This is a genomic window from Bacillus sp. CBEL-1 (assembly GCF_004348885.1).
In the GTDB taxonomy this organism is placed as follows: domain Bacteria; phylum Bacillota; class Bacilli; order Bacillales; family Bacillaceae_H; genus Priestia; species Priestia aryabhattai_A.
In genome coordinates this window covers 48,269-72,022 of the sequence record NZ_SBIM01000011.1, presented here as the reverse complement: position 1 = coordinate 72,022, position 23,754 = coordinate 48,269, and the positions used below count along the sequence as shown (strand labels likewise).

The following is a 23,754-nucleotide window of genomic DNA, read 5'->3' as shown; positions in this document are numbered from 1 at the left end:
AAAAATAGAGCAGATACGCTTTATAACGTCTGCTCTATTTTTTATTGTTTAATTATCAAAATTTTCTATAAAAAATATTTTGACATACTATAGCATAATAGCTATAATTCTTCGTAAGATAGTTCTAAAGACAGACTATGCTAAATTATCAGAAAGTTTTAACAACTTCTCGGGTAATGACAGAGATAAAAGAAAAGAGAGAGTGTAAGGGGGAAACTATGATGGAAAATCGTCCTCAATGGGGTACGAGAGCAGGTTTTATCATGGCAGCAGCAGGTTCTGCAATTGGTTTAGGGAATATTTGGAGGTTCCCAGCAGTAGCATATGAGAATGGTGGAGGAGCTTTTTTCTTACCTTACCTATTTGCTTTGCTAACAGCAGGTATTCCAATTTTAATCATGGAATTCGCAATTGGACATAAGTATAGAGGTTCATCACCACTATCGCTAGCCAGACTAAATAAAAAAGCGGAATGGCTAGGCTGGTGGCAAGTTGGTATTTCCTTTATTATCTCGGTTTATTACGCAGCCATTATCGCGTGGGCAATGTCTTACTTCATCTTTTCACTAAAGCTAAGCTGGGGTCAAGATACGGAAGGATTCTTATTCGGAGATTATTTGAAAATTGCAGAAGTACCTGGTCAGACTGGAAGTATTGTACCGGGGGTTTTCTTACCGTTAATTTTAGTTTGGATTATTACGCTAGGTGTGTTATTAAAGGGTGTTAAAAAAGGTATTGAAGCAGCAAACAAAATTTTCTTACCGACATTAATCTTCTTATTCTTTATTATTGTGCTTCGTGCAATTACATTAGATGGTGCAATGGAAGGGTTAAATGCATTCTTCAAGCCGGATTGGAGCGCTATTGCAGACGGAAAGGTTTGGATTGCTGCTTACGGTCAAATTTTCTTTAGTTTATCTGTTGGTTTTGCCATTATGATTACTTATTCTAGCTATTTACCAAAGAAATCAGATTTAACTAATAATGCTTTTATCACTGGCTTTGGTAACTCAGCATTTGAATTACTAGCTGGTATTGGTGTATTTAGTGCTTTAGGATTTATGGCAATGCAGCAAGGCGTGAGCATTGATGAAGTAGTAGCAGGTGGAGTGGGATTAGCATTCGTTGTATTCCCTCAAATTATTAACGAGTTTCCGGCGTTTAATCAGCTGTTTGGATTACTTTTCTTTGGGTCGTTAACATTAGCTGGTTTAACATCACTTATCTCCATTATTGAAACATTTGTAGCTGGGGTACAGGATAAATTTAATGTATCTCGCACGAAATCTGTCTTAATGGGTGGCGGATTGGCTTCTGTTATTTCACTATTATTTGCAACTCAAGGAGGCTTATACTTCCTAGATGTAATGGATTATTTCATTAATAACTTTGGTGTTGCTTTAGCAGGTTTAGTTGAAATTATCTTAGTAGCGTGGGTTTTCCGCGAGTTAAACAATCTCCAAAAACATGCGAATAGCGTATCTGATATTATGCTTGGTGCTTGGTGGAAAATTTGCTTAAGTGTAATCACACCAGTCGTTCTTGGATATATGATGTTTGATAATATAAGAACAAATATTTCAGAAAATTATGAAGGTTATGCAACGAGCTTCATTGTTCCGTTTGGGTGGGGGGTTGCAGGTTTGGTCATTGTCGTTGGGATTTTATTATCATTTAAAGGTTGGAAGAAAGAATCATTATCTTCTGTGAAGGAGGATACAACGTATGGAAAGTAGTTCAATAATTATGATGGTTGCCGGGATAATTATCATCTGGGGCGGCTTAGCTGCAAGTATTACTCATGCCGTGAAGAAATCAAAGGAAAGTAAAGCATAAAAAAGAGTGCTTAGAACATTGTTCTAAGCACTCTTTTTATTAAATAAACGTTTGTTTAAATTGTACACTATTTTTTCTTTTGACGATCGATTCTTTCCCATGACCGAAGCTGCGGGTAAGGATCAAAAGACCATTCGTTTCGACCGTTATCCTTGTACATACCGTAATGTAAATGAGGAGGGAACTTTCCAGAGGTTCCTGGAGGTCCATAACCTGAACTACCCACTCCACCGATGACCATGCCAGGTTCTACAATTTGTCCCATTTTTAAATCTTTTGCAAATCCGCTTAAGTGTGCCAGGTAGTGATAGTTATTATTTAGGTCTCGAATTCCTATGCGCCAGCCACCATATTTATTCCAGCCTTTTAGTTCAATTATGCCATAGCAAGGAGACTTAACTGGAACGCCATAGTTAGCGAAGATATCAGTTCCTTCATGAATTCTTCTTCCACCCCATCCACGAGCGTCACCCCATGTACTACGATAGCTGTAATTTGAACGAATAGGAACGGGAAACGAAGTTCCTTTTAAGTCAATACGACCATAGGTTTTAAAGAGCTTAGCGTTTCCAAGGATAATATCAACCGCTTTAGCTCGATGATAATAACTCCATAGAGCAATTTTAATATAATCCTCGTTTGTTCCAAAAGTTTGGATGTAGTTAGCCATTGTGAAAAGCATGTCCTCATCATTTAGTTGATCAGCTTTCCCATCGCCGTTTCCATCTTTTCCTAAACCACCTAATAAAGAAATGGTTGAAGGATTTTGATCATTTAAATTGGGATTTAAAGAACCCGCCCATTTTTCTGGAGAGTAATAAATAGCGATTGCGCCTTTTTCTCTTGGAATATCCTTATGAGAGCGACGGATATTTCTTTCATATTGGTCAATTCCAGCAAAGTAATACCAAGGTATTGATGATACAGCTTCCATCTGTTGATATAATTCCATGCGCTTCTTATTTAAAGCTGCTTCATCATCGGCAGAAAGCGGTGCAGCCTGAGGTGAAATTGAACATGAAAAGCATAGTGAAAAGAATAACAGAAAAAGCACATATTTTTTCAATGAGCTTCCTCCTTCCTAATTAAGGTATAGTGTTAGTTTGTGAAACGATGAAAAATTTAATAAATAATAATTAATGGAAATAAAATGATGTTAAGGTTATATGAACAATAAGTGAAGCGTTATCATTAACGATTATCAAGGGATGAAGAGTAGAGATAAATAAGTGTAGAGCGCTTGTCGAATCACTCTTTTGTATGATAAAGTGACATGTAGTATATTTTTTATTTGACAATTTAAAAATCAGCATATAGGTTACAGACATTTTCTAGATTGATGGAGTTGATACTAATGGCAACAAAGGAAGAGTATGTCCGCAAACCCGAGTGGCTAAAAATTAAGCTAAACACAAACGAGAACTACACGGACTTAAAGAAAATGATGCGTGAAAAAAATCTGCATACGGTATGTGAAGAAGCAAAATGTCCTAATATTCATGAATGTTGGGCAGTTCGTCGTACGGCTACCTTTATGATTTTAGGGCAAGTTTGTACACGTGCGTGTCGCTTCTGTGCGGTGAAAACAGGCTTACCAACAGAGTTAGATTGGGAAGAGCCAGAGCGCGTAGCGGATTCAGTTCAACTGATGAACTTAAAGCATGCTGTTATTACAGTAGTGGCGCGTGATGATTTAAAAGATGGTGGAGCAGGTGTACTAGCGGAGACAATTCGCGCTATTCGCCGTAAAAATCCATTTACGACAATTGAAGTATTACCTTCAGACATGGGTGGAGTAGAAGAGAATTTACGTATGGTAATGGATGCTCGTCCTGATATTTTAAACCATAATATTGAAACAGTACGCGAATTAACGCCCCGCGTGCGTGCAAGAGCTACATACGAGCGTTCATTAGAATTCTTACGCCGTGCAAAAGAAATGCAACCAGATATTCCTACAAAATCGAGCATCATGATTGGACTTGGAGAAACAAAAGAGCAAATCATTGAAACGATGGATGATTTGCGAGCAAATAATGTAGATATCATGACAATTGGGCAATATTTACAGCCGACAAAGAAACATATTAAAGTTCAGAAGTACTATCACCCAAGTGAATTCGAAGAGCTTAGAGAAATTGCTTTAACTAAAGGATTTAGCCACGTTGAAGCTGGTCCGCTTGTACGTTCTTCTTATCATGCGGATGAACAAGTAAATGCTGCTTCAAAACAAAAGCAAAATAATGGGTAATGAAAAAGGCGATGTTTCCATCGCCTTTTTTATTTCATCTTTTCATCGGTTAGATGTTCATTCAATTCGTTTGTTCCTTCACCATTTGCATTTTCACCATCATTCATCTTACGGCCTTGAGGAGATTTAAGCATCTCTTTAATGGTTAAATGAACCGATTCTTCTACAGAACTGTCTTTTGTATTTGCTTCACTGAAACGTTCTATATCTTGAATGTGCTGTGGGTTATCCGATACGTATACGTGATAATAACGGGGCATAATAGACATTGCTGTTCGCTTTACTTGATCAGCGGTAGCATTTCGGTCTTTTGCATCTGTTTTATAAGCAATTAGCACATCTTCATCTGTTACAAGCGTAGCTACGTCATTAACATTAGGAATAGCTGAGCTAAGTTTGCTAATTGAATCGGCTGCTTCCTCACGATCAAGTGTAGCAATGTTTTGTGCTTTTTCTGTATCGTTAGCAACAGGTGATTTTTGATAACGTACGTATCCGTAATCAGTAGCATTATCTTTTCCTTTATTGTATAAATCGTTATGATCAGCTACGTTAATAGCATTTGGATTATTAGGTGATAGTGCTTCATTATCTGTTTCGCTGCCTGCTTGACAACCTGATAATGCAACCACTGTTAACATACCGCAATGAATTAAATATTTTTTCACTGTAAACGACCTCCCTATCTATAGGTTGCAGCGATTGATCAAAAAGTTGCCTGTTAATTGCTGGTTTTGATCTTTTTTAATCAAACGATTGTTTAGAAAAAAATTTCAAAATGTGGTATGGTAATTTTGAAGAGAAGAGGTGAAACAATGATTTGTGTTAATAATATTTGCTATGAAGTAATCAAAGAAGAAAGAGAAGGGTTTGATGAGGAAGCCTTTCGAAGTCGATACATTGATGTGCTTAGTCGCTATGACTATATATTAGGCGATTGGGGTTATAACCAACTGCGTTTAAAAGGTTTTTTTGATGATCGTAATCAAAAAGCTACATATGATACAAAAATAAGTACAATTCAAGATTATTTACACGAATATTGTAATTTTGGCTGTGCGTATTTTGTACTGAAAAAAGTAAATAAATAAAAAAGGTCAGCAGAAGGTTTACTTTCTTTCCGCTGCCTTTGTAATTAGATGACCTCGTATAAGAACTCTCTAAGTTCTTGACCATCTTCTTCTGAAAGCTTAAATACGTGCTCTAAATAATTTGGTTCCTCTAAATCATCTGAGCCAATAATAGCAAAGCGTCCTCCTTGAATATCTAAAACAAGATGCTTGCCATAATAGCGATCGGACTGAATGATAGCAAGGTCAAAACGTTGATTTTCACCCATAAAGCTAACAAATCGTGTTTTCGTATTTACTACATCATCATATAAATAAAAGCGTTCGCTCATTCTTTCGCTCCTTTCTTCTTTCCATGCTTTTATCATATCAAATGAAAAAAAAAGTGGGAAGAAGCGAGTTAGAAAGTTTATAAGCGAAGCGTTAGGAGGAAACATCATGTACTTTGTAGATCGTCAAAAGATTGAACACATACTACGTTTTTATGAGCAGCACTTAGTTGTTTTTTCTGAACAACTTAAGTGGGAAAGTACAATCGAGAAAAAAGCGTTAGAAAGAGTTGTTCACCTCTTAATTGAAAACGTTTTAGATGTCGGCAACGCAATGATTGATGGATTCATTATGAGAGACCCTGGAAGCTATGATGATATCATTGATATTCTTGTGGATGAGAAAGTAGTACAAACTTCGGAAGAACAGGGGTTAAAAGCAGTAGTTAATTTGAGAAAAGTCCTTGTACAAGATTATTTAGATGTCAAACATGATGAAGTGATACATGTTGTTCAAGAGAACAAGGAGGTCTTAAATCAATTCCCAACTCGTATTCGTACATACTTAGAGAATGAATTAGGTCCTGTTTCAGCTTTTCGTAATTAATATGAAAAATTTTTAAGGTGATTTGTGATTTTAGGGAAAATAAGCTATTATCGCATTGTAAACCCATCCGCTTTCTTATAGTAAAGAAGGCGTTTTTATTATCGAATGAATTAGTAGGAGGCAGTTATGAAGCAGTATAAAGGCTATTTAATTGATTTAGATGGAACGATGTATAAAGGGACAGAATTAATTGCAGAAGCGCGCGATTTTGTCATTGGATTAAAAGAAAAAGGTATTCCGTATTTATTTGTTACGAATAATTCAACGAAAAGGCCTGCTCAAGTAGCAGAAAAGCTTGAAAGTTTCGGAATACCTACAACAGAAGATCAAGTATTCACAACAAGCCAAGCGACAGCTAATTATTTATATGACCGTAAACCTAACGGTACAGTATACGTAATTGGTGCAGAAGGAATTCGTCATGCTCTTACTGAAAAAGGGTTCACAATTCAAGATGAAGATACAGACTTTGTAGTCGTTGGCTTAGATCAAGAAATCACATATGAAAAGTTAGTAAAAGCTTGTTTAAACGTCCGTAACGGTGCATTCTTCGTATCAACAAACGGCGATATTGCACTTCCAACAGAAAGAGGATTGCTTCCAGGGAACGGTTCTATCACGTCTGTTGTTTCTGTTTCTACTCAAACACAACCAGTATTTATTGGAAAGCCAGAGAGTATCATTATGGAACAGGCATTAGAAGTAATCGGTACACCGAAAGAAGATACTTTGATGGTAGGCGATTACTATGATACGGATATCTTAGCTGGAATGAATGCAGGGTTAGATACCTTGTTAGTTCATACTGGGGTAACAACAAAAGAGCTACTTAAGGGGTATGACAAGCAGCCAACTTATGCTGTTGATTCCTTAAAAGAGTGGATGGATAAAATATAATGAGCGAAAAGAGAGAGTGATTCCACTGGAATCACTCTCTCTTTTTTATTCAACATTTTCAGCTCTGTGTGCCAGACGACTGGAGGCAGCGGCGGCAATAGCACCAACAATATCATCAAGGAATGTGTGACATTTTCCAGATGATTTATCATTTAATTTTTCCAATATCCCCGGCTTTTGTTTATCGATATATCCATAGTTCGTAAAACCGATTGAACCATACACGTTTACGATGGATAGCGCTAAGATTTCATCTATGCCATACAAACCTTCGTCCTTTTCTAAAATAGATAAAAGCGGCTCTTCAACCTGTTTCTTTTCCGTTAAAATATCTAGTTGAATACCTGTAAGAATGGCATTCTGTACTTCGCGCTTTGAAATGACGCGCTCGACGTTGTACTCACATTCCTGAATGTTTAAATTTGGGTGGTATTTCTTTTGTAGATAAAAAACGAGATCAGCAATGTCTCTAACTGTGACACCACGTTTTGTTAGCCATTCTCTTGCTGTTTTCTCCATTTCACTTTGCTGATGCTTTTTCTCCAAGTATCATCACCTAATTTCTTTTTATTTTTTAATGCTTAAAGGGATACAGAAGCATATGTTTAGAAGTAAATCATCTACTTCACGATTTGGTGAGCATATCATTACATCTTCTAGTATGACTCACTCGGAGGAAATCATAATAAATTGTGTAATTCTAATCTATTCAATTGTGCATAAATATTATGACAAGTATTGAATTTCTTTATGGAAAAACTTCAATCAATGAAACGAGGGGATGTACGTGAAGCAAGCAATTTATGAAGGTTATGGTTTACATCCTGATGAATTATTAACTTTAGGCGCTTATCAAGCCTTTCAATATCGGGATATCTTGTATACGATTATTCATTTAAATCAAGTGGAAGAAGATGAATTGAACGAGTTGTATCAAATGAGTCAGTTTCTCATGAGTCAAGGTGACCGCTATATCTCTACATTTATGCCAAATCTAGAGGGAAATATGATTACGGAATCTAATGACCTTAAATTTATGATTTGTCGGTCGATAGCGGCACCGCGAAATGACCAATTTGTCATCGGTTCAGAGTTAGCAGAATTTCATCAGCGCGGTAGAATGTTTCCTTATGAAGTTGAGCATTCAAAGCGATTGGGTCAATGGAAATCATTGTGGGAAAAGCGAGTAGATCAAATGGAAGAGTTTTGGTATGGGCGCTTGAGAGCTTTACCGAATCAAGAAATTGAAAAGAAGTTCCTCGAAAGCTTTCCCTACTATCTAGGGTTAGCAGAGAATGCCATTCAATATTTGGTAGATACAGAAATTGATGATTTGCCAAGAGCAGTGGATTCTGCTACGATTTGTCATCATCGATTTGGAAAGACGACTTGGGGAAGTCAGTATATCTATAAACTCCCAGTGGATTGGGTCTTTGACCATCCAAGCAGAGACTTAGCAGAGTATATTCGTGAACAGTATTTATCATCCTACGAGCTAAATTCCCATCAGCTTCATCATTTTCTAAGCGAATACGAACGTATTAATCCACTCTCATCATTTTCGTGGCGCCTTCTCTATGCGAGGCTGTTGTTCCCTGTACATTATTTTGAAGTGGTAGAAGGATATTATAGTGTTCAAAGCGAAGAACAAAAACAAAGCTATTACAAGCAATTAGAAGCTGTGTTAGATCACTCATCTCATTATGAGCGATTTCTAAAGCAGTTTTATCAATCCGTTGGTATTTCTACTTCACGTTACCATATACCAGAGGTAGGATGGTTATCAAGCGGTGTTTAAGTGGTATAAGTATAATAAAAGCATATAAAGATAATGTGACGTGACGCCTATTGCGTTAAACAATAAAGCGTCACGTCATGTAATTAAAAATCAATGAGGTGATCGATAATGGACAAGCCGTTTATCTTTATTACAAGGATTATACCAGAAGAATTTGTAGAACCACTACGCGCAGTGGCTGAAGTGGAGATGTGGCACTCTGAAGAAGAGCCGGTCCCGTATGACTTGCTCACAGAAAAAGCAAAGAAAGCTCAGGGACTTTTAACCGTTTTATCCGATAGGATAGATGAAGAATTATTAAAGTCAGCGACTCATTTAAAAGTAATTGCGAACCTGGCTGTGGGATTTGATAACATCGATATCCAGGCAGCCACAAATCGTCAAATCTATGTTTGTAACACGCCTGATGTGCTTTCAGATACTACGGCAGATTTAGCTATGACGCTTCTTATGACTACGGCTAGAAATATTTTAGAGGCTTCAGCACATATTAAAGAAAACAAGTGGACAAGCTGGAGTCCATATTTGTTAGCTGGTCGCGATATTCACCATAAAACGCTTGGAATTGTTGGGATGGGAAAGATTGGTGAAGTGCTAGCAAAGAGGGCAGCAGGCTTTGATATGAATATTCTTTATCACAATCGTTCTCGAAATGAACAAGCTGAGAACAGTTTACCTGTTACATATGCCTCAATGGATGACTTATTAAAAAAGTCTGATTTTGTTGTGTGCTTAACACCTTTAACAAAGCAAACTAAAAACATGTTTAATGAGCAAGCATTTAAAAAGATGAAGAAGTCAGCGATGTTTATTAACGTTTCTCGAGGTGGTGTAGTGGATGAAGCTGCTTTATTAAAAGCGTTAAATGAAGAGGAAATTGCAGCAGCCGGCCTGGATGTTTTTGTGAATGAACCAATTGATAGTTCTCACCCGTTAGCTATACATCCAAAAGTAGTAGCATTACCTCACATTGGAAGTGCAACAGTGGAAACACGTACAAGCATGATTAAACTAGCAGTCCAAAACATAGAAGGTGTTTTAGCAGGTCATTTCCCATCTACCATTATTAATAGAGAGCTTGTTCCTAATAGCTAAAGAATAAAAGCATTTCTTTTATAGAAATGCTTTTTGTATGTTAAAAAACAGGAACATACATGTTATGATAAGGAAATGAAATATTTAAAAAATTTAAATTTATCTTTTTATTCAACAAATAACAAGATAAATTTAAAGTAAAGTATTGTAAAAAAGAAAAAAAGGGTCTATAATGTCCACTATAAGAAAACAAATGTATACGTGAAGAGAACATAGAGGTGAATAATATGACAAAAAGTATTTCAGTAGGATTATTAGGATTAGGAACGGTTGGTAGCGGAGTAGTTAAAATTATTGAAAATCACCAGGATAAGTTAAGCCATCAAGTTGGCTGTCCGGTAACGATTCAAAAAGTGGTAGTTAAAAATATTGATAAGGTGAGAGACGTAGAGATTAGTAGTGAAAAATTATCAACAAACGTAGAGGATGTCATTCATAATCCAGAAGTAGATGTTGTCATTGAGGTTATGGGGGGCGTTGAAGAAACTAGAGACTATATCTTAACAGCTCTTCGTAATAAAAAGCACGTTGTAACAGCAAATAAGGATTTGATGGCGGTTTACGGTTCTGAGTTATTAACAGTTGCATCAGAAAATGGTTGTGACTTATTTTATGAAGCAAGTGTTGCTGGGGGAATTCCAATTCTTCGTGGGCTTGCGGATGGATTGGCATCAGACCGTATTACAAAAATGATGGGAATTGTAAATGGTACAACAAACTTTATCTTAACAAAGATGACAAAAGAAGGAAGCGCATATGAAGAGGTGCTAAAAGAAGCACAAGAACTAGGTTATGCAGAAGCAGATCCTACTTCTGATGTTGGTGGCTTGGATGCAGCAAGAAAAATGGCAATTTTAGCTACGCTTGGTTTCTCAATGAAAATTGATCTTGATGATGTGCAGGTTCAAGGTATCACAGAAGTAACAGAAGAAGATTTACAATATAGTAAGCAATTAGGATACACAGTGAAATTAATTGGATATGCGCATCGAGATGGAGATAATGTTGAAGTGAGCGTTCAGCCAACCTTATTAGCAGATACACATCCATTGGCATCAGTTAGCGATGAGTATAATGCGGTTTATGTGTATGGAGAAGCAGTTGGGGAAACAATGTTTTATGGTCCTGGAGCAGGTAGTTTACCAACAGCAACTGCGGTTGTATCAGATCTTGTGGGCGTGATGAAAAACTTGAGACTGGGTGTAAATGGAAAGAGTGCCGTAACGCCTCAATTCCCAAAAAAGTTGAAAACACAAGACCAAAAGTTTTCGAAACATTTCTTACGTATTCACGTAAAAGACCAAGTAGGCGCATTTGCTAAATTAACAACACTATTTTCTGAACGCGGCGTAAGTTTTGAAAAAATTATTCAATTACCGGTTACAGGCAGCGAACTTGCAGAGATTGTTGTCGTAACGCATAAAACATCTCAAAAGGATTATGAAGAAATTTTACAACAATTAAGAGACTTACCAATTGTTGAAAACGTAAAAAGCAGCTATCGAGTAGAGGGAGTTGGCATCGTATAATGTGGAAAGGTTTATTAAACCAATATAAAGAGTTTTTGCCAGTAACAGAAGAAACGCCAATGTTAACACTTCATGAAGGAAATACGCCACTTATTCATCTTCCGTATTTATCAGAAGAACTTGGTATTAACTTGCATGTGAAAGTAGAAGGCCTAAACCCTACAGGTTCATTTAAAGATCGTGGTATGGTTATGGCTGTTGCAAAGGCAAAAGAAGAAGGCAGTAACACAGTCATTTGTGCATCTACTGGTAATACTTCTGCAGCGGCAGCGGCTTATGCATCACGTGCAGGCATGCGCTGTATCGTTGTTATTCCTAATGGGAAAATTGCGATGGGTAAGCTTGCTCAGGCTGTTATGTATGGAGCGGAAATCGTAGCTATTGAAGGAAACTTTGATCAAGCACTTTCAATGGTTCGAAAACTTAGCGAAACGGCACCTGTATCTCTTGTAAACTCTGTGAACCCCTACCGAATTGAAGGGCAAAAAACAGCAGCTTTTGAAATCTGTGAACAGTTAGGAAAGGCACCGGATGTTCTAGCCATTCCTGTTGGAAATGCCGGTAATATTACAGCCTATTGGAAAGGTTTTAAAGAGTATAATGAACGTAATCAGAGCGGTTTACCACTAATGCATGGGTTTGAAGCAGAAGGAGCAGCTGCAATCGTTCGAAATCAAGTAATTGAAAATCCAGAGACAATTGCAACAGCAATTCGTATTGGTAATCCAGCGAGCTGGGACTATGCGGTAAATGCAGCTAATGAATCAAAAGGAAAAATTGATGAAGTGACAGATGAGCAAATTTTAGACGCATATCGCTTAATTGCTAGACGAGAAGGTGTTTTTGCAGAGCCAGGTTCTTGTGCATCGATCGCTGGTGTAATAAAAGACGTCAAATCAGGAAAAATTGCTAAAGGTTCCACAGTAGTAGCAGTGCTAACTGGAAACGGATTAAAAGATCCGAACGTAGCAATTGACGCGCATGATGTTAAGCCAGTTGTATTGCCAAATGAAGAAGAGAAAGTGTTTGAATATATTGAAGGTGTTGTCGCTTCATGTTAACTTTTGACCGCTTTAAAATCACAGTGCCAGCGAGCTCTGCTAATTTAGGACCCGGGTTTGATTCTATTGGAATCGCTCTTGGGCGCTACTTAATTCTAACGGTAGAGCCAGCTGAACAGTGGCTGTTTGTTCCAGAGACAGATGATGTTAAAGGAATACCAACAGGCAAGGAAAACTTAATGTATCAGGTAGCTGAGGATGTAGCGAAGCAATATGAAGTAACTCTTCCAGCAGCAAAAGTATACGTATCAAGTGATATACCTTTAGCTAGAGGACTTGGAAGCAGTGCTTCTGCCATTGTTGCAGGTATTGAATTGGCTAATCAGCTTGCCCAGCTTAATTTATCACAAAAAGACAAGCTGCGTATCAGCAGCTTAATGGAAGGACACCCAGATAATGTAAGTCCTTCTATTTATGGGGGCGTCGTTATTGGATATCATCATGAAGAAGAAACGTATATCAATCATATTCCCGACTTACAAGCTGAAGTAATTACGATTATTCCGAGATACGAATTGAAAACAGCAGATGCCCGCAATGCTTTGCCGAAGGTAATTGATTATCGAACAGCAGTAGAAGCGGGAGCAATTGGTAATATGCTTGTATCTGCACTGATGAATCGTGATTTTAAAGCGGTAGGTACATTTATGGAAAAAGATTTATACCATGAGCCTTATCGAACAAAATTGGTACCAGAACTAGCTATAGCAAGAGCGGAAGCCAAAAAGCTAGGAGCTTATGGAACAGCGCTAAGCGGGGCAGGACCAAGTGTTTTGTGCTTAGCACCTGTTGGAAAAGGTAAAGATATTGCCAAGCATTTAGCCGCAAAGTTATCTCATTGTGAAGTAGAGATAGTAGATATTGATACAAAAGGTGTATATGTAGATGCTCAAGTCGTAGCAAACTAAAGCAAAAACCCTCAAGCATCGCTTGAGGGTTTGTTATATAAGGGATTATTAGAAAACTTGTTCAACTTCTACAACACCAGGTACTTCTTCTAAAAGAGCACGTTCAATACCTGCTTTTAGTGTGATTGTTGAACTTGGGCAACTGCCACAAGCGCCTAGAAGACGTAATTTTACAATGCCATCTTCAACGTCGACTAATTCACAATCTCCACCATCGCGAAGTAAAAATGGACGAAGCTTATCTAATACTTCTTGTACTTGTTCATGCATTTCCATTTCAGCCATGATTATCGACTCCTTTCCTTCTCTAGTTCTATTATAAACGCTCTTACATAAAAAATCTATTCAAGAATCTTTGATTACGTTCGTTCAATTTGAAAAACGATGTCCTTTAAATGATTTTTGTGTACAATAAAAGTAAGGAGGGTGGAAGCTTTCTTTATTGAAGGAGCCACGACAAGGGAATAGGGGGAACAAATGTGGAAAAAAACAGCGTTGAGATCTGTGTATATGGAGCAGAAATTATTTGTGCAAGCTGTGTGAATTTACCGTCTTCAAAAGACACACAGGAGTGGCTTGAGGCAGCGCTCAGTCGAAAATACCCAAATGAATCATTTAACATACGCTACATTGATATTTATAACCCGCCTGTAGATGAAAAAGAGAAGCAAGAGTTTTCACAAAGAGTAATTGATGAGGATTTATTTTATCCGGTTATTTTAATTAACAATGAAATAGTGGGAGAAGGGAATCCTAAGCTAAAGCGCATTTTTGAAGAATTAGAGAAATATGGATTTGTATCTGCATAAAAAAAACGCCCGTTAGGCGTTTTTTTTATTAACCATTATGGTACTTATACATCCACAAAATTCCTGACTTTAATAAGCGAGCAACTCGACCTGTAATGGCGCGGTCATTTACTAATCCAAATCCGTGCTTTTTACCTAAAGAACCTAATACGCCTTTAAGTTTAATAGTAGGTAGCTCAGCAGGTAACTCTTCATTTTTCCATCGTGCTGTTAACACTTGAACAATCTGCTCTGCTTGCCCCTCGGCTAATTGAGCACTAGGAGCATGTGGTAAGCTAGCACAGTCTCCCAATACATAGACATTCTCATTGTTAGGCAGATTATGATATTTGGTTAAAACTACGCGACCTTGAGGGTCTTTCTCAACATTTAAATCCCTAACAACTTTGTTTGGTTGAATGCCTGCTGTCCACACAATCGCATCACTTTTTATTGGCTCATCATGATTGTACAAGATATTCTGCTCTACTCTCGTGATATTAGCACTGTTTACAATTTCAATACCGTTAGACGTAAACCATTCTTGCACATAATTACTCAAACGTTCTGGGAATGAAGATAAAATTAATTTTCCTCTATCAAATAGCATGATATTTAAATCAGAACGACTTTCTTTTAGCTCACTAGCTAATTCAACACCGCTAAGGCCAGCTCCGACAATCGATACGGTTGCATTAGCAGGTAAATTGTTTAATGCTTGATATGTAGCGCGAGAAGCATCAATGGTTTGAATGCTATACGTATGTTCTGGTGCGCCAGGCACGCCGTGATATTTATCTTCACATCCTAGTCCAATAATTAAATCATCATAATGGAGAACTTCGTTATCTTCAAGGTGAACTTGGTTATTTTCAAGATCAATGTTTGTAATGAAGCCATAGCGAATAGATAAACGAGGATGCTCTGGGAAAGAAACGCGAACGTGCTGATCTGAAATTGTTCCAGCTGCTAACGCGTAGAATTCAGTCTTTAATGAGTGATAAGGTGCTTTATCAACCAGTGTTACATGTACATCCTCTGGTAGTTGATTTGGAAAAAGTCGCTGTAGGACACGCATGCCACCGTATCCTCCACCGAGTATCACAAGGTTCTTCATCTGGATTTCCCCTTTACGTTTAGACATTGTACTCTCTCTATACTAATTGAGTTACTTAAAACATATAGGCATACAAAACGAAACCGATACGTCAATCGCATTCGATTTTGCATAGCATATTTTACTTAAATAATAATTTAATATAACCTGTTTTGTTTGTATTCACATAAAAGTATAACTAAATTGAATAAAAACCACAATATGTTTCAACATAATTTCCTTATAAGCATGTAGTTTGAACATTTGACGTCCTTTTAAAAACAAGGTAGGATAAACAATTAGTAGAGAGGTGAGAATAGTGATTCAACCAATTATTGAATTTTGTATCAGCAATTTAGCTAGCGGTTCTCAGCTTGCTTTGGAAGAGTTAGAAAAAGATCCAAACTTAGATATTGTTGAGTATGGATGTCTGGGCTATTGTGGCAAATGTGCACAATCTCCTTTTGCTTTGGTGAATGGGGATGTTGTAGTTGCGGACACACCAGAAGAATTAGTAGCAGCTATCTACACACATTTGGAAGAGAACCCAATGTTTTAATATAGAATAAAAACGGAAGCGACAATGCTATTAGCATTGTCGCTTCCGTTTTACTATGAAATGCTACGAATCTCATGCCATCTTTCTTTAGTTCGCTCAAATGTTTTCCGATCGGGATGATTTTTGTGCTTATAGATAATTTCTGAAAAATAGAGGAGCGCCTGTTGTTGGAACCCAAGCCGATAGTTTAGTTCTCCTATAATATATAGCAATCGAACTTCGCTGCTGTTAGAAGGAAATGTTTCTTCTAAATATGCTGTGGTGTAGAACTTTAATGCATGTAAAGCGAAAGCTCTTTCTTGTTGTATGTCATCAAGCATTCGATATAGCCAGCTTAATCGTAGGGTAAGACTTGCAAGCACAGAAGACTTTTCTTTTTTTATGTTGGCACAATAAATAGCCAACTTGTAAGCATTTATAGCTTGTTGCAACGTTCGTTCTTGATCATAGGGCTGGTATTTCCAATTTTTCATGACCTTTTCCTTAACTTGATTTTCACTGCCTGGAGGAAAAAGTTTTGAGAACTGTTCAGTGCTGGCATATCCACACTTTGGACAGATTACGACATCATATACAATAGGGTGGAACTGTGGATTTTCATAATCAACGAAAAAGTCAGTATCGTATCTTTGAGGCTTTAAAAAGCGAGACCGAACTTTTTTAGAATAAAACCTGTGGCTACACAAAGCACAAGAATTTTTTTTATCATAAAGAGGATGTAAAGCTTTCAATGAACTTCCTCCTTTTAAAAATATATAAATCTTTTTAACTATATTATACACGGGTAAATTTATTTTATGGGTCTTTTGTAATGTTTTTTGGAGCTTTTTCTTTGTAAATAAAAAACTCCTTAACCAATTTGGCTAAGGAGTTGGGAAACGGGGGATGTTCTTATTGTTTCCTACATTCAATGCTTTTATACTAAGACCATACTAAAGAATGATGGGTGATTAAATGAAAAAATTTGCTTTTACAAAAATGCATGCGCTTGGAAATAATTATATCTACGTCAATCTATTTGAAGAACATATCGCGGAAGAAGATTTAGCTTCTGTCGCGATTAAAGTATCAAATGTTTACACAGGTATTGGGTCAGATGGAATGATTTTGATTTGTCCTTCTACTAGAGCGAATGTTAAAATGCGCGTATTTAATAACGATGGTTCAGAAGCAAAAAATTGCGGAAACGGCTTAAGATGTGTAGCTAAGTATGCATATGAGCATAATTTAGTAGAAACAGAAGAGTTTACAATCGAAACGTTATCAGGCCTTGTCCATGCAACTGTTCATTTGCAGGATAAAGAAGTAAATGAGGTAACAATTGACATGGGCACACCAAAGTTAAAGCCAGCTGAAGTTCCAATGCTTGGATTTGAAGGAAACAGCATTGTGTCAGAGAAAATGGAATTTGGTGATGAAGAGCTTATAGGTACGGCTGTATCAATGGGAAATCCTCACGTTGTATTTTACGTAGAAGATATTGAAAAAGCACCTCTTCATACATTAGGGCCAGTGGTTGAAAAAGATCCACGTTTTCCAGAAGGTGTAAATGTTGAATTTGTAGAGATTATGAATGAATCGGAAATGCATTTCCGCGTTTGGGAAAGGGGTTCAGGTGTAACGCAAGCTTGTGGAACCGGTGCTTGTGCAGCAGTTGTTTCTTCTGTTTTAAATAATCTTACGCAGAAAAATACTCCCACAATTGTTCATTTAGCAGGTGGAGACTTAACTATTACATGGAAAGAAAACAACCATGTACTAATGAAAGGTCCAGCAGTTGTGATTTGCGATGGAGTTTATTACTATTAAGAACTGAAAGCAGAGTAGTTGTTCATCATTTACTCACAGCGTATACTTATAGGAAAAAGGAGGTCATCTAATTATGAGTCAAGATATCCTAGAAATTACAGAAGCGGCTAGCTTTCAAATAAAAGATATGATGAAAGAACATGAAGAAGAGAATGCTTACCTTCGCGTAACGATTAATGGAGGAGGCTGTTCAGGTTTATCATACGGAATGGGCTTCGCACACGAAGTTAGTGAAAACGATATGCAGTTTGAACAACATGGCATTCAAATTCTTGTTGATAAAGAAAGTGCCCCAATTTTAAAAGGAGTTAAGATTGATTATAAGCAGTCTATGCTTGGTGGAGGATTTACAATTGATAATCCGAATGCCATTGCATCATGCGGCTGTGGATCTTCATTCCGCACGGCAGCGAACGCTGGTACACCGGAAGAGTGTTAAGCGATATATCAACGTTTTAAGCTACCGAGATAATATTTCGGCAAGCTAATCGGAAGCATGGACGATGGTTGTGTATTACGTTTGAAATATGCGAGAACTCAATCGCATACAAGCGTATTAACAACCCCAGTTTCCTATTCGAAGGATTGAAAATAACGACTTTCTTAACGGTGAAAAACACATCGTTAGGGAGGTCGTTTTTTTATGGCGTTAAAGAAGCGAAAGAGAAGAAGTCCAGTAAGAGAGCGCATTGGTTCGAAAGAGTACCCGCAATTAACGTTAGAGCAAGGACTCGATATGGTTATCGCCGGTAAGAAAATAGAAGGCGTTAGAGAAAGAACGCTAAGAGACTACATAAAGACTTGGCGATACTTTACCGATTGGCTCGCAGATAATTATCCGGAAGTAGCGCTGATGGAAGAAGTAACGGCGGAGATGATTCGCAACTACGTTAATTACCTTAAATACGAAGCTAAAAAATATGATGGCCATAAGTATATTGACTGCGATAAACAAGGAGTAGGATTAGCAGAAACGACGATTAACATTAGGTTGCGCGTATATCGAGCATTATTTAACTACTTAGAGCGTGAAGAATTAATCGAAGTCAATCCGATGGATAAAGTAAAGCTACTGCGCCATGACTTAGACCTAACGAATTGCTTTACGGAAGAAGAGATAAAAAAGATATTAATGCAGCCGAATCAAAAAGATTTTGTAGGATTTCGTGACTTCGTTGCTATGAACTTGCTACTCGATAGCGGATTGCGTATAGGAGAGCTTATTAATTTACGTATTTCTGATATCGACTTTCAGACTCGCTTTATAACGTTGATTGGCGAGAAGAATAAGAATCGAAAGCCTCGTTTGGTACCGATATCAGCTTATGTATCGAAGTTATTAATGCAATTAGTTACCGAAAACCAAACGCACTTTAAATTAGATCGTATATTCCTTTCGTGCTTTGGTGAGCCGATTAGTGAAAATCACTTTAATAAACGTTTGAAATATTACGCTGATAAAGCCGGAGTAGCAGGTAAGAAGGTTACAGCGCATGTTTATCGCCATACATGGGCCAAAAACATGATTTTAAACGGTTGTGACGCCTTTACATTACAGAAAATGGGCGGTTGGGCTGATATACGTACCATGCGCCGGTATATCCAAATGGATACGGAAGAGATGCGTAGGAGCCATGATGATTATTCACCGATTAATGGCATTCGCCAAAGACGTAACTGAACCGAAAAAAGACAAAAAAAAGAGGACACCTGCACAAAGCAGACGCCCATCTAATCGCTAATTAAATGGTATCGAAAAAAGCGTAAAAAGTCAACGCTTATTCAAATGCGTCCAAAAGTGCTTGTATGTGTCCCAAACGGGGGAATATATGATGTTAAATGCAGCTAATTATAGCGAAATGAAGCAATTGCAATCGTTCGCTAACGTAAATGAGATGAACGAAGCTATTCGCGGCTTTCTATATACATACAAGCACGAACTAACGCCGTCAGCTATTCGTATTCTTAAAACGTTATCTCGTTACGCATGTAAAATCGTTGGCGTAGCGTTCTTAAAGGTGGAAACTATCGCTAACTTAACGGAATGCAGTAAGCGTACGGTACAACGCGCATTAAAAGTGCTGGCATCTTACGGTGTCATAGAGCGTAAATCAACTATTCGAGCGAAAGGAGGATCAGGCCACAACGTATATGTAATACGAACTGTGGACGGCTGTGTCACTCCACCTGTCACTGCGGAAATGTCGCCCCGTGAAGATGTGCCAAAGCCTGCCGTATCAAGCGCTGAACAATCGAAAGTTGGCTCCGAAACTGAGATTTCTAAAACATTGCCTTCTAAGAGAATTAATAAACGAATTAACGTTAAAGAGGTCGAGTTAGACGAATCATTCACGCCTTCTAATGTACCGAAAGCTTTCGTAGACGCTACTGCGCCTTTTTATGGATCAGCCGATACTATTTATCGTTTATGGAATCGAGTATTAGTTGCGTATAAAAAGAGCGAAGTGACTCTGCCGTTAGAAGAGACGAAAGTGTTAGCAGACGTTATACAAGCGTTTAAAGAGACTATTTTCGCTAAGAAGTTGAGTAAGATACGTAATACATTCGAAGGTTATTTTTATCGCATAGTGGAGGCAAAGCTGGCGGTGTGGAAGCGCAGGGAAAATCCGTTGTTTAATTGGTTGGTATAAAAAGCCTACTGCACAGGGCCGTGTAGCAGACTTTTTAAGATTTAATCTTGTTTATTAAAGTATTCTTTAAGCATCGATATCATTTCTAAGTCCTTATGGAGCTCTTTAACTCTACGATCTATCTCTTCTTTGGAGAAGGGAGGAGAAGTACTTTTTAGTCCTTGTATGAAAACCATTTTATAATAATCATACTTTGTAAATAGTAGTTGCCCGTCTTGCCGCACAGGCGAAAAATACTTCGCGAAATTATGGCGCCTTCTACGTATAGTTGCCTCTGGTACGTTGCTTAATTTCGCGAGTTTGTTTTGTGAAAATCTTGCTTCTTGTTTCATAATGTGCCTCCTAAAATATTCTGCGGAGTTAAAATACCCCTGCCTGACGGGTACTTAGGTGCACTTTTACAAGGTTTTTCATAAAAATTTAATTTTAGTTTTACTAATAGTATCTTGTCAAATAAACGGAGTTACAAAAATATCGGAAGTGAGAGTTCGATAGAATTTAAGACGTACTTATTTTACGCATCATATAGAAGAAACTCGATCTATAACGTGATATTACGTCGAACTGAATCGGACGATATCTTCCGGTTTTATAGTACGTTTAACCAGCCGAGCCAGTGTTACGCGCGACCCTCGAAATGCTTTGACATTACGTTAAGCCTATACAGTCGTACATATAGAAGGAACGTGTATTTAGCGCTAGATGGTACGTTAGTTAGCGTAATGAATTATCAGCCTAACGTGCCTGGGACGGAAGAAGTCTTTGGAACTCAGGGGGTTTATGCAGTATTTTATTCATTACGAAGGACGATCGGTAACATTATACGGGTAAGAAACCGCGTCATATCAAGCGTGCATAAATAATGTATAGCGTATAGTTCTTTGGAAGTTAACAAACGTTGATGTACCAAGGGTTATTCTAAGTGCTAGTTTACATAAGATATGTTACAGGAACTGATAATGTATATCAAATACATTGATAATGAATGGGCGGGGTAGGCATAAATGGAAACCTTCCACCTAAGCTGCGACATTTTCTTACGAAATTTTAAAACTCAGGGCGTTAAGGTAGGGGGGCGGCTCTATAATCGTAATTATCCTTGCCTACCGTATCTTAAATGCGGATATCTAAAAAACACTTCGATCCTTCGATTCTATCACATTTTAAAATAGTCATCTGGCACGTCTTTACCAAGCGCCTTTAATCCTCTACGAAGCTTTGCAAGTGTTGAATGTTTAGGTTTGTACTTTTTATCGTTACATAACTTCGAAATCGTTCCGTGACTAAGCTGCGACTTTTCTTCTAATTCAATCTGCGAAATGCCTTCACGATCTAACCAACTACCGAATTCTGTTCGCTTCTTACCTAATCCAAATAAATTAAACATCCTTATCACCTCGTTAATAGGCTTGACCGAAATGTCATTTTTTAAACCGAATGCAAATTAATGACATAACGGACAAACGGGCGATAATACCATTCATTAAGCGAGTCAAAATACGTTTCACAATGCGCATAGAACAGCCCGTTTCTCTCTTCGTATGAAATTTCGCGGCTAGTATCTTAAAACGTCTCTAAAAATCCTTTTCTATCAACGTCTGAAGCCATTTTGAATCGTTCTACTTGCGAGAAACTATCTTATCAGATATTAAGATTCGGAGGTGGTGTTGTGATATTCGAAATAATATCGTCAATTGCAATGAGTAGCGTCTTAGCTTCAACCTACGTCTATCAACACGGAGGGGGTAATGATGCGAAGAGGATAGAGCGAATTGCAGCGAACGCAGGACTTGTTGCGAAGGATGGGCAAAGAATTAGAATTCACCGTAGAACTAGAGGCGGCGGTTATACGGAGTATGTCTATCAAATGCCGCAGGGAATGTCGGTAAATCAATTTAAAGAGAAGCTAGATCGTTTTCAAGACGGCTTAAATATCAAACGAAGATTAATAAATGTATCTTTCGAAGATATAAGGTCTGTCCAGTTGAACAAAGACCTTTTGACGCAGGTTCGTAGCTTATTTGAGAGAAAGCGAAGCGCGCAAAAGGAAATTGAGCTAACTTTCGACGGTATGCTACGATTCAAAGTCTATACTGAACCGTTAACCGATCATTTTCCTTATACGGGATCCTTATTACGTAAGTTGAACGGTTGGCAGATACCGGTTGGGATTAATCGCGCTGGAAAACTAATTAAACATGATTTCGAAGCAACGCCACATTTAGCGCTTGGAGGCGCCACACGCTACGGAAAGTCGAACTTTCTTAACGCTCTGATTAGCTCGTTGATATCTACGCAAACCAATAACGTCAGCTTTACGTTAATTGATCTAAAAGGCGGGGTTGAATTTGGCGGTTATGAAAATGTTAATCAAGTAAAGCGCATCGCATACGAACCTGAAGAAGCTCTAGTAGCGTTAGAACAGGCGTATAAAGATATGCGGACCATGCAGGAAACGTTGCGGAAATTGAATAAGCGTAAGGTCCAAGATACGCATATTACCGAACGACACTTTATTCTTATCGATGAGGTAGGAGAATTGAATCCGCAAGAGGCTGTAACGAAGGAAGAACGGCAGATCAAAGAACAATGTCAAAAGTACATGAGTCAGATTGCGAGGTTAGGCGCAGGTTTAGGCTTTAGACAGGTTTTGGCGACTCAGTATCCGACTGGCGATGTTATTCCACGACAATGTAAGCAGAATAGTGAAGCGAAATTGTGCTTTCGTGTAAGAAATGCGGTAGCAAGTCGTGTTGTGCTGGACGAAGAAGGAGCGGAGAAGTTGCCGTTAATCAAAGGAAGAGCAATATATCAAACGGACCAAACTAATATCGTGCAGACGCCATTTATTGACGATAACTTCATTCAAAATACTATTGGTCCGTATATTAACATTACATCGCGAAAGGAGCCGTATGCGAATGCAGAAAGCGATCAAGAAGGAACAACGTCAAATCGAGATATGCTTATCATTGAAGAGGTGTGATTATCTCAGTCGTTCACAGCTGCAGGCTATTCATAATTTAGGCAGTCCTCGAAATACATCGCGTGTGCTAAAGGACATGAGTCGATACGTAACTTATTTTCGCGACGGTGAAGCGATTTACTATTTAACGAAAGAGGGCCGAGAACTAGTTAACGCTAAGAAAGTCCGTAAAAAAACACTTCAGGCACGCCATTTTATCATGCGAAATAGCTTGTACATTGCGTATGGCTGTCCCGAGACATGGAAAAACGAAGTGAAACTTGAACTTCCTAACCGAGTAAAAGCCATTTGTGACGCTTTATTCTCACATGAGGGTCGTTATTACATTATAGAAGTAGATCACACTCAAACAATGTTGGCTAATAAAACGAAAATGAGTAAGTATCGCAAACTGATTGATCTCGGGGTATTCGATAGGGAACCAGCATTTATTTGGATTACAACGACAGAATATAGAAGTAGGAAGCTAGAAGAGCTATGCGAAGGCCTTGACGTAAAGGTATTTACAATATCGGATTTCATCTAATGAAGAGGGGAAGCGGTA

At 38.0% G+C, this 23,754-nt stretch carries 28 protein-coding genes; 19 read left to right on the top strand and 9 right to left on the bottom strand.

Annotated elements, in window-relative coordinates:
- Positions 1-221 precede the first annotated feature (221 nt).
- Both EPL02_RS08535 and EPL02_RS08530 read left to right on the top strand, forming a co-directional pair.
- Positions 222-1,736 carry a sodium-dependent transporter gene (locus EPL02_RS08535; RefSeq protein WP_131887581.1) on the top strand — a complete coding sequence of 505 codons (1,515 nt, stop codon included), beginning with the start codon at positions 222-224 and terminating at the stop codon, positions 1,734-1,736.
- Positions 1,726-1,836 carry a methionine/alanine import family NSS transporter small subunit gene (locus EPL02_RS08530; protein ID WP_131887466.1) on the top strand — a complete coding sequence of 37 codons (111 nt, stop codon included), beginning with the start codon at positions 1,726-1,728 and terminating at the stop codon, positions 1,834-1,836. The genes EPL02_RS08535 and EPL02_RS08530 overlap by 11 nt, the downstream gene beginning before the upstream one ends.
- Before the next feature lie 67 nt (positions 1,837-1,903).
- On the opposite strand, the gene EPL02_RS08525 is transcribed toward EPL02_RS08530, so the two are convergent.
- Positions 1,904-2,890: a M23 family metallopeptidase gene (locus tag EPL02_RS08525; RefSeq protein WP_483295833.1), complete on the bottom strand. Its 987-nt coding sequence runs from the start codon at positions 2,888-2,890 to the stop codon at positions 1,904-1,906.
- A 300-nt stretch (positions 2,891-3,190) separates the two neighbouring features.
- On the opposite strand from EPL02_RS08525, the gene lipA reads away from it, so the two are divergent.
- Positions 3,191-4,087 (top strand): lipoyl synthase, encoded by an 897-nt coding sequence (lipA, locus tag EPL02_RS08520; protein WP_094911167.1) that lies wholly within the window; start codon positions 3,191-3,193, stop codon positions 4,085-4,087.
- 29 nt (positions 4,088-4,116) lie between these two features.
- Here lipA and EPL02_RS08515 read toward each other — a convergent pair whose 3' ends face one another.
- Positions 4,117-4,728, bottom strand: a complete 612-nt coding sequence (locus tag EPL02_RS08515) for a YhcN/YlaJ family sporulation lipoprotein (RefSeq protein WP_094911235.1) — start codon at positions 4,726-4,728, stop codon at positions 4,117-4,119.
- Between the two features lie 174 nt (positions 4,729-4,902).
- On the opposite strand from EPL02_RS08515, the gene EPL02_RS08510 reads away from it, so the two are divergent.
- Entirely contained in the window at positions 4,903-5,178 is a 276-nt protein-coding gene (locus EPL02_RS08510; RefSeq protein ID WP_094911168.1) for a YutD family protein, read from the top strand.
- Positions 5,179-5,222: 44 nt separating this feature from the next.
- On the opposite strand, the gene EPL02_RS08505 is transcribed toward EPL02_RS08510, so the two are convergent.
- The gene (locus tag EPL02_RS08505) at positions 5,223-5,489 is read right to left on the bottom strand and encodes a DUF3055 domain-containing protein (protein WP_094911169.1); all 267 of its coding nucleotides are present in this window, start codon (positions 5,487-5,489) and stop codon (positions 5,223-5,225) included.
- Positions 5,490-5,595: 106 nt separating this feature from the next.
- Here EPL02_RS08505 and EPL02_RS08500 point away from each other — a divergent pair, with 106 nt between their 5' ends.
- A complete protein-coding gene (locus EPL02_RS08500; RefSeq protein WP_094911170.1) occupies positions 5,596-6,033 on the top strand; it encodes a DUF86 domain-containing protein in 438 nt (145 codons plus the stop codon).
- A 126-nt stretch (positions 6,034-6,159) separates the two neighbouring features.
- Complete coding sequence (locus EPL02_RS08495; protein ID WP_094911171.1) at positions 6,160-6,930, top strand: TIGR01457 family HAD-type hydrolase; 771 nt, start codon at positions 6,160-6,162, stop codon at positions 6,928-6,930.
- A gap of 45 nt (positions 6,931-6,975) precedes the next feature.
- Here the strand turns inward: EPL02_RS08495 and EPL02_RS08490 are convergent, their stop codons facing one another.
- The gene (locus EPL02_RS08490; RefSeq protein ID WP_432651972.1) at positions 6,976-7,449 is read right to left on the bottom strand and encodes a phosphatidylglycerophosphatase A family protein; all 474 of its coding nucleotides are present in this window, start codon (positions 7,447-7,449) and stop codon (positions 6,976-6,978) included.
- Between the two features lie 268 nt (positions 7,450-7,717).
- On the opposite strand from EPL02_RS08490, the gene yutH reads away from it, so the two are divergent.
- The 5 genes from yutH (at position 7,718) to thrB (ending at position 13,321) form a co-directional block, all read left to right on the top strand.
- Positions 7,718-8,728, top strand: a complete 1,011-nt coding sequence (yutH, locus tag EPL02_RS08485; protein ID WP_094911173.1) for a spore coat putative kinase YutH — start codon at positions 7,718-7,720, stop codon at positions 8,726-8,728.
- 108 nt (positions 8,729-8,836) lie between these two features.
- A complete protein-coding gene (locus EPL02_RS08480) occupies positions 8,837-9,823 on the top strand; it encodes a 2-hydroxyacid dehydrogenase (RefSeq protein WP_094911174.1) in 987 nt (328 codons plus the stop codon).
- Positions 9,824-10,050: 227 nt separating this feature from the next.
- Positions 10,051-11,352, top strand: coding sequence for a homoserine dehydrogenase (locus EPL02_RS08475; protein ID WP_094911175.1), 1,302 nt, complete (start codon positions 10,051-10,053; stop codon positions 11,350-11,352).
- Positions 11,352-12,413: a threonine synthase gene (gene thrC / locus EPL02_RS08470; protein WP_094911176.1), complete on the top strand. Its 1,062-nt coding sequence runs from the start codon at positions 11,352-11,354 to the stop codon at positions 12,411-12,413. The genes EPL02_RS08475 and thrC overlap by 1 nt, the downstream gene beginning before the upstream one ends.
- The gene (gene thrB / locus EPL02_RS08465; protein WP_094911177.1) at positions 12,407-13,321 is read left to right on the top strand and encodes a homoserine kinase; all 915 of its coding nucleotides are present in this window, start codon (positions 12,407-12,409) and stop codon (positions 13,319-13,321) included. Before thrC ends, thrB begins: the two co-directional genes overlap by 7 nt.
- A 48-nt stretch (positions 13,322-13,369) precedes the next feature.
- On the opposite strand, the gene EPL02_RS08460 is transcribed toward thrB, so the two are convergent.
- Positions 13,370-13,606: a NifU family protein gene (locus EPL02_RS08460; RefSeq protein ID WP_025909412.1), complete on the bottom strand. Its 237-nt coding sequence runs from the start codon at positions 13,604-13,606 to the stop codon at positions 13,370-13,372.
- A 194-nt stretch (positions 13,607-13,800) separates the two neighbouring features.
- On the opposite strand from EPL02_RS08460, the gene EPL02_RS08455 reads away from it, so the two are divergent.
- Complete coding sequence (locus EPL02_RS08455) at positions 13,801-14,130, top strand: YuzD family protein (protein ID WP_094911178.1); 330 nt, start codon at positions 13,801-13,803, stop codon at positions 14,128-14,130.
- A gap of 28 nt (positions 14,131-14,158) precedes the next feature.
- Here the strand turns inward: EPL02_RS08455 and EPL02_RS08450 are convergent, their stop codons facing one another.
- Positions 14,159-15,226: an NAD(P)/FAD-dependent oxidoreductase gene (locus EPL02_RS08450; RefSeq protein ID WP_131887465.1), complete on the bottom strand. Its 1,068-nt coding sequence runs from the start codon at positions 15,224-15,226 to the stop codon at positions 14,159-14,161.
- A gap of 298 nt (positions 15,227-15,524) precedes the next feature.
- Between EPL02_RS08450 and EPL02_RS08445 the strand changes: the two genes are divergently transcribed.
- A complete protein-coding gene (locus EPL02_RS08445) occupies positions 15,525-15,764 on the top strand; it encodes a YuzB family protein (protein ID WP_094911180.1) in 240 nt (79 codons plus the stop codon).
- Positions 15,765-15,817: 53 nt separating this feature from the next.
- Here the strand turns inward: EPL02_RS08445 and EPL02_RS08440 are convergent, their stop codons facing one another.
- Entirely contained in the window at positions 15,818-16,495 is a 678-nt protein-coding gene (locus tag EPL02_RS08440) for a DUF2225 domain-containing protein (RefSeq protein WP_165932536.1), read from the bottom strand.
- A gap of 223 nt (positions 16,496-16,718) precedes the next feature.
- On the opposite strand from EPL02_RS08440, the gene dapF reads away from it, so the two are divergent.
- From dapF to EPL02_RS08420, 4 genes are all read left to right on the top strand, one after another.
- Complete coding sequence (gene dapF, locus EPL02_RS08435; RefSeq protein WP_131887463.1) at positions 16,719-17,573, top strand: diaminopimelate epimerase; 855 nt, start codon at positions 16,719-16,721, stop codon at positions 17,571-17,573.
- A gap of 73 nt (positions 17,574-17,646) precedes the next feature.
- Positions 17,647-18,012, top strand: coding sequence for a HesB/IscA family protein (locus EPL02_RS08430; protein ID WP_131887462.1), 366 nt, complete (start codon positions 17,647-17,649; stop codon positions 18,010-18,012).
- Between the two features lie 204 nt (positions 18,013-18,216).
- Entirely contained in the window at positions 18,217-19,254 is a 1,038-nt protein-coding gene (locus EPL02_RS08425) for a tyrosine-type recombinase/integrase (RefSeq protein ID WP_061786274.1), read from the top strand.
- A gap of 148 nt (positions 19,255-19,402) precedes the next feature.
- Positions 19,403-20,224 (top strand): helix-turn-helix domain-containing protein, encoded by an 822-nt coding sequence (locus tag EPL02_RS08420; RefSeq protein ID WP_241475083.1) that lies wholly within the window; start codon positions 19,403-19,405, stop codon positions 20,222-20,224.
- Positions 20,225-20,265: 41 nt separating this feature from the next.
- Here the strand turns inward: EPL02_RS08420 and EPL02_RS08415 are convergent, their stop codons facing one another.
- Both EPL02_RS08415 and EPL02_RS08410 read right to left on the bottom strand, forming a co-directional pair.
- Positions 20,266-20,556 carry a hypothetical protein gene (locus EPL02_RS08415; RefSeq protein WP_078989133.1) on the bottom strand — a complete coding sequence of 97 codons (291 nt, stop codon included), beginning with the start codon at positions 20,554-20,556 and terminating at the stop codon, positions 20,266-20,268.
- 824 nt (positions 20,557-21,380) lie between these two features.
- Positions 21,381-21,611: a helix-turn-helix domain-containing protein gene (locus tag EPL02_RS08410; RefSeq protein WP_131887461.1), complete on the bottom strand. Its 231-nt coding sequence runs from the start codon at positions 21,609-21,611 to the stop codon at positions 21,381-21,383.
- A gap of 282 nt (positions 21,612-21,893) precedes the next feature.
- Here EPL02_RS08410 and EPL02_RS08405 point away from each other — a divergent pair, with 282 nt between their 5' ends.
- Both EPL02_RS08405 and EPL02_RS08400 read left to right on the top strand, forming a co-directional pair.
- Positions 21,894-23,210, top strand: a complete 1,317-nt coding sequence (locus tag EPL02_RS08405) for an FtsK/SpoIIIE domain-containing protein (protein ID WP_131887460.1) — start codon at positions 21,894-21,896, stop codon at positions 23,208-23,210.
- A complete protein-coding gene (locus EPL02_RS08400; RefSeq protein ID WP_061786269.1) occupies positions 23,146-23,736 on the top strand; it encodes a replication-relaxation family protein in 591 nt (196 codons plus the stop codon). The genes EPL02_RS08405 and EPL02_RS08400 overlap by 65 nt, the downstream gene beginning before the upstream one ends.
- The last annotated feature ends 18 nt before the right edge of the window (positions 23,737-23,754 follow it).

What these genes read in the sequence shown, in the direction of transcription:
- EPL02_RS08535 (WP_131887581.1), top strand. Translation starts at nt 222, where the DNA reads ATGGAAAATCGTCCTCAATGGGGTACGAGAGCAGGTTTTATCATGGCA.
- EPL02_RS08530 (WP_131887466.1), top strand. Translation starts at nt 1,726, where the DNA reads ATGGAAAGTAGTTCAATAATTATGATGGTTGCCGGGATAATTATCATC.
- lipA (WP_094911167.1), top strand. Translation starts at nt 3,191, where the DNA reads ATGGCAACAAAGGAAGAGTATGTCCGCAAACCCGAGTGGCTAAAAATT.
- EPL02_RS08515 (WP_094911235.1), bottom strand. Translation starts at nt 4,728, where the DNA reads ATGTTAACAGTGGTTGCATTATCAGGTTGTCAAGCAGGCAGCGAAACA.
- EPL02_RS08510 (WP_094911168.1), top strand. Translation starts at nt 4,903, where the DNA reads ATGATTTGTGTTAATAATATTTGCTATGAAGTAATCAAAGAAGAAAGA.
- EPL02_RS08505 (WP_094911169.1), bottom strand. Translation starts at nt 5,489, where the DNA reads ATGAGCGAACGCTTTTATTTATATGATGATGTAGTAAATACGAAAACA.
- EPL02_RS08500 (WP_094911170.1), top strand. Translation starts at nt 5,596, where the DNA reads ATGTACTTTGTAGATCGTCAAAAGATTGAACACATACTACGTTTTTAT.
- EPL02_RS08495 (WP_094911171.1), top strand. Translation starts at nt 6,160, where the DNA reads ATGAAGCAGTATAAAGGCTATTTAATTGATTTAGATGGAACGATGTAT.
- EPL02_RS08490 (WP_432651972.1), bottom strand. Translation starts at nt 7,449, where the DNA reads ATGGAGAAAACAGCAAGAGAATGGCTAACAAAACGTGGTGTCACAGTT.
- EPL02_RS08480 (WP_094911174.1), top strand. Translation starts at nt 8,837, where the DNA reads ATGGACAAGCCGTTTATCTTTATTACAAGGATTATACCAGAAGAATTT.
- EPL02_RS08475 (WP_094911175.1), top strand. Translation starts at nt 10,051, where the DNA reads ATGACAAAAAGTATTTCAGTAGGATTATTAGGATTAGGAACGGTTGGT.
- thrC (WP_094911176.1), top strand. Translation starts at nt 11,352, where the DNA reads ATGTGGAAAGGTTTATTAAACCAATATAAAGAGTTTTTGCCAGTAACA.
- thrB (WP_094911177.1), top strand. Translation starts at nt 12,407, where the DNA reads ATGTTAACTTTTGACCGCTTTAAAATCACAGTGCCAGCGAGCTCTGCT.
- EPL02_RS08460 (WP_025909412.1), bottom strand. Translation starts at nt 13,606, where the DNA reads ATGGCTGAAATGGAAATGCATGAACAAGTACAAGAAGTATTAGATAAG.
- EPL02_RS08450 (WP_131887465.1), bottom strand. Translation starts at nt 15,226, where the DNA reads ATGAAGAACCTTGTGATACTCGGTGGAGGATACGGTGGCATGCGTGTC.
- dapF (WP_131887463.1), top strand. Translation starts at nt 16,719, where the DNA reads ATGAAAAAATTTGCTTTTACAAAAATGCATGCGCTTGGAAATAATTAT.
- EPL02_RS08430 (WP_131887462.1), top strand. Translation starts at nt 17,647, where the DNA reads ATGAGTCAAGATATCCTAGAAATTACAGAAGCGGCTAGCTTTCAAATA.
- EPL02_RS08425 (WP_061786274.1), top strand. Translation starts at nt 18,217, where the DNA reads ATGGCGTTAAAGAAGCGAAAGAGAAGAAGTCCAGTAAGAGAGCGCATT.
- EPL02_RS08420 (WP_241475083.1), top strand. Translation starts at nt 19,403, where the DNA reads ATGATGTTAAATGCAGCTAATTATAGCGAAATGAAGCAATTGCAATCG.
- EPL02_RS08415 (WP_078989133.1), bottom strand. Translation starts at nt 20,556, where the DNA reads ATGAAACAAGAAGCAAGATTTTCACAAAACAAACTCGCGAAATTAAGC.
- EPL02_RS08410 (WP_131887461.1), bottom strand. Translation starts at nt 21,611, where the DNA reads ATGTTTAATTTATTTGGATTAGGTAAGAAGCGAACAGAATTCGGTAGT.
- EPL02_RS08400 (WP_061786269.1), top strand. Translation starts at nt 23,146, where the DNA reads ATGCAGAAAGCGATCAAGAAGGAACAACGTCAAATCGAGATATGCTTA.